At 43.3% G+C, this 2,658-nt stretch carries 4 protein-coding genes; 3 read left to right on the top strand and 1 reads right to left on the bottom strand.

Features of this window, described 5'->3' with window-relative positions:
* On the bottom strand, window positions 1-148 hold a 148-nt coding region (locus F6K49_RS40270), incomplete at its 3' end, for a ferredoxin family protein (protein ID WP_293106433.1).
* Between the two features lie 318 nt (window positions 149-466).
* Between F6K49_RS40270 and F6K49_RS40265 the strand changes: the two genes are divergently transcribed.
* From F6K49_RS40265 to F6K49_RS40255, 3 genes are all read left to right on the top strand, one after another.
* On the top strand, window positions 467-1,327 hold the full coding sequence (locus F6K49_RS40265; protein ID WP_293043559.1) for a transposase: 861 nt from the start codon (window positions 467-469) through the stop codon (window positions 1,325-1,327).
* Window positions 1,293-1,748: a transposase gene (locus tag F6K49_RS40260; RefSeq protein WP_293021234.1), complete on the top strand. Its 456-nt coding sequence runs from the start codon at window positions 1,293-1,295 to the stop codon at window positions 1,746-1,748. The genes F6K49_RS40265 and F6K49_RS40260 overlap by 35 nt, the downstream gene beginning before the upstream one ends.
* 592 nt (window positions 1,749-2,340) lie before the next feature.
* The gene (locus F6K49_RS40255; protein WP_293021235.1) at window positions 2,341-2,478 is read left to right on the top strand and encodes a hypothetical protein; all 138 of its coding nucleotides are present in this window, start codon (window positions 2,341-2,343) and stop codon (window positions 2,476-2,478) included.
* Window positions 2,479-2,658: the final 180 nt, after the last annotated feature.

Genomic DNA, 2,658 nt, shown 5'->3' with positions numbered 1-2,658 from the left:
CACAGTCAATGCAGCTAGAAAAGTCAATCCAGTACCAGTCACTCCCCAGGGCATTTTTCCCTGGTCCTGGATGAATGCACGCCACTGGGCAACATTCAACGCAATCAGCAATTCCTTGGCAAGTATCGGTAACAATCGTGTGTGGCACAGTGTTTTCTCTAAGTGCTAGTTGGTCGGATGTGGATCTTCCTTAATTCTATAGTTAGCTGTCTAGCAAAAGAAGCCCCACAACGAACATGCGTAGCATGAGTGCTTAAAGTTACCGTAAGATAGTGGAGCTTTTATGGTTAGTCGGTTATGCGCAAAAGGGTTAAATCTTTTGTAATAAAGCTCCACTATCTAAGGTTTCGTCTCCGGGATGAAAGCCAGGTAGCGACTTTAGTCGCCGTGAAAAAGATTCTGTCTTGAGTTGACGATTTTCGCTAAACGTGTTAGCGTAAGGATATACAGAAAAGGTCGAGTTCTGATGATCATCTTAGAGTTTAAAGCACAAGGCAAAAATACCCAGTATCAAGCTATAGACGAAGCTATTCGGACAGTGAAATTTATCCGTAATAGTTGCATTAGTTTATGGATGGACAATAAAGGGACAGGGAAGTACGACCTTAGTAAATATTGCAAAATACTAGCTAAAGAGTTCCCGTTTGCCAATGAGTTAAACTCTACGGCTCGACAAGCTGCGGCTGAAAGAGCTTGGTCATCAATTTCTCGCTTCTTTGAGAACTGTAAAAAGAAAGTACCTGGGAAGAAAGGCTATCCCCGTTTTCAAAAGCACTGTAGATCAGTTGAATATAAGCAGTCAGGATGGAAATTATCCCCTGATAAAAAATCAATAACTTTCAGTGATAAAAAGGGGATTGGGAGGCTGAAGCTCAAGGGGACCTGGGACTTGTGGCGCTTCGACAAGAAGCTGATTAAGCGAGTCCGCATTGTCAAAAGAGCAGATGGGTACTATGTTCAGTTTTGCATTTCTGTTGAGGTAAACGAACAGCTAACCCCAAGTCACTCGACAATCGGATTAGACGTAGGACTAAAAGAGTTCTACACCGACTCATTCGGCAACAGTGAACCTAACCCTCGGTTTTATAGAGCTGGGGAGAAGATATTAAAGTTTTATCAACGCCGGGTTTCCCGGAAAAAGAAAGGCTCATCCAACCGCAAGAAAGCCATCAATAGATTAGGCAGACAGCACCTTAAAATAAGTAGGCAGCGTGAAGAACATGCCAAAAGACTGGTTAGAAGTTACCGCAAGAAGAGTGCAGCCTTTATAGTTGGTAGGCTATGCATCAAAGGTGACAGGTTTTGTTGTAAGGCTGCACTCTTCTAAGGTTTCGTCTCCGGCACGTTGCGTAATCCGGTCTAACGACCTGGTCGCCTATGAAGATTTAAGGGTTAAAAACTTAGTAAAAAATCACTGTCTCGCTAAGTCTATAAATGATGCAGGTTGGTATCAATTTAGAAAATGGTTAGAACATTTTGGCCAAAAGTTTGGAAGAGTCACTGTTGCAGTGAATCCTGCCTATACAAGCCAAAACTGCTCTGAATGCGGCGAGGTGGTCAAGAAGTCACTATCGACAAGGACTCACGTCTGTAAGTGTGGCTGCAAGCTAGATCGAGACCACAACGCTGCAATCAATATACTAAATCGAGCCTTGGGTACGGTGGGGCACACCGGAACTTGGGTCATTGACCCGAACGCTTCAGGAGAATCGGCCTCTATTGTTCTTGGTTCCGACCAGGTTCAGTAAGCTGGCTCGCTGAATGAAGAATCCCCGCGTCTTTAGACCGGGGAGTGTCAATTGCCATTATTCAATTAGCAGTAGCCGTTCATGGCGCGTGTCTAGACATCACGACCCCAATGAGTTCGGTTATCTCACTTCAGAATATCTATCTATTTCCTGATTATTGGGTGATTATTTTAATGGAGGGTGTGTGTGAGGCTTAATCTCGGAAGCCCCACTAAAATCCCAAGTCCAACCAATGTAATCTACTGACTCTGTCCCTATGATATTGCTATTTTTTCGTCAAAGCAAACAATTGTTGAACCTTTTCACCTTTACCGGGGTCTAAATATGTAATACAATGGAGCTATATTGAAATCATAATGACTTCGACTTAATTCCAAAGTGTCTAACCATTACTAAAGGGGATTAACCTAAACACCTTAAACCACCTACGGAAGTAGGGTTGCTGCCAGGGTAGTAGCAAACTACTACAGGAGTAAGTGCTCTGCGGAGCCAAACCTCTGGAGGCTGTGTAAGACCAATCTGTAAAGACGTTATATATAAGTATATATCAAGTATAGATACTTATATTATAGCTACAGGGGGGCAGCAGCAGATGAAACATCGAAGCCCTCAAGCCCACATCTTCGATTTGGTTGCGGGTCCAACACCAACGCCCCAAGAGTATGAGCTAAGCGTGCCTGGTCAACTTGTAGGATTACCTAAGCTGGGGAAACCCCCAGAAAAAACCTAGAAAAACTTGACTTAGTATACAGCGTCAATGTTACCGTTAAATCTCTTTCTAACGAAGGAGGTAGGTGGTTAATACCTCTTGTAATAAATGTAATGCAATCCATGGCGCAATGATCTCAAGGGAAAGAGATTGTAGTTACTTGATGGAGTAAACATCCGCAACAGAATCTACTATACTGCT

The organism is Moorena sp. SIO3I6 (assembly GCF_010672095.1).
Note: the sequence above shows the minus strand (reverse complement) of the source record. Positions and strands in the feature narration are given on the sequence as shown.

Coding starts and splice junctions, on each gene's coding strand:
- F6K49_RS40265 (WP_293043559.1), top strand. CDS start 467: ATGATCATCTTAGAGTTTAAAGCACAAGGCAAAAATACCCAGTATCAA.
- F6K49_RS40255 (WP_293021235.1), top strand. CDS start 2,341: ATGAAACATCGAAGCCCTCAAGCCCACATCTTCGATTTGGTTGCGGGT.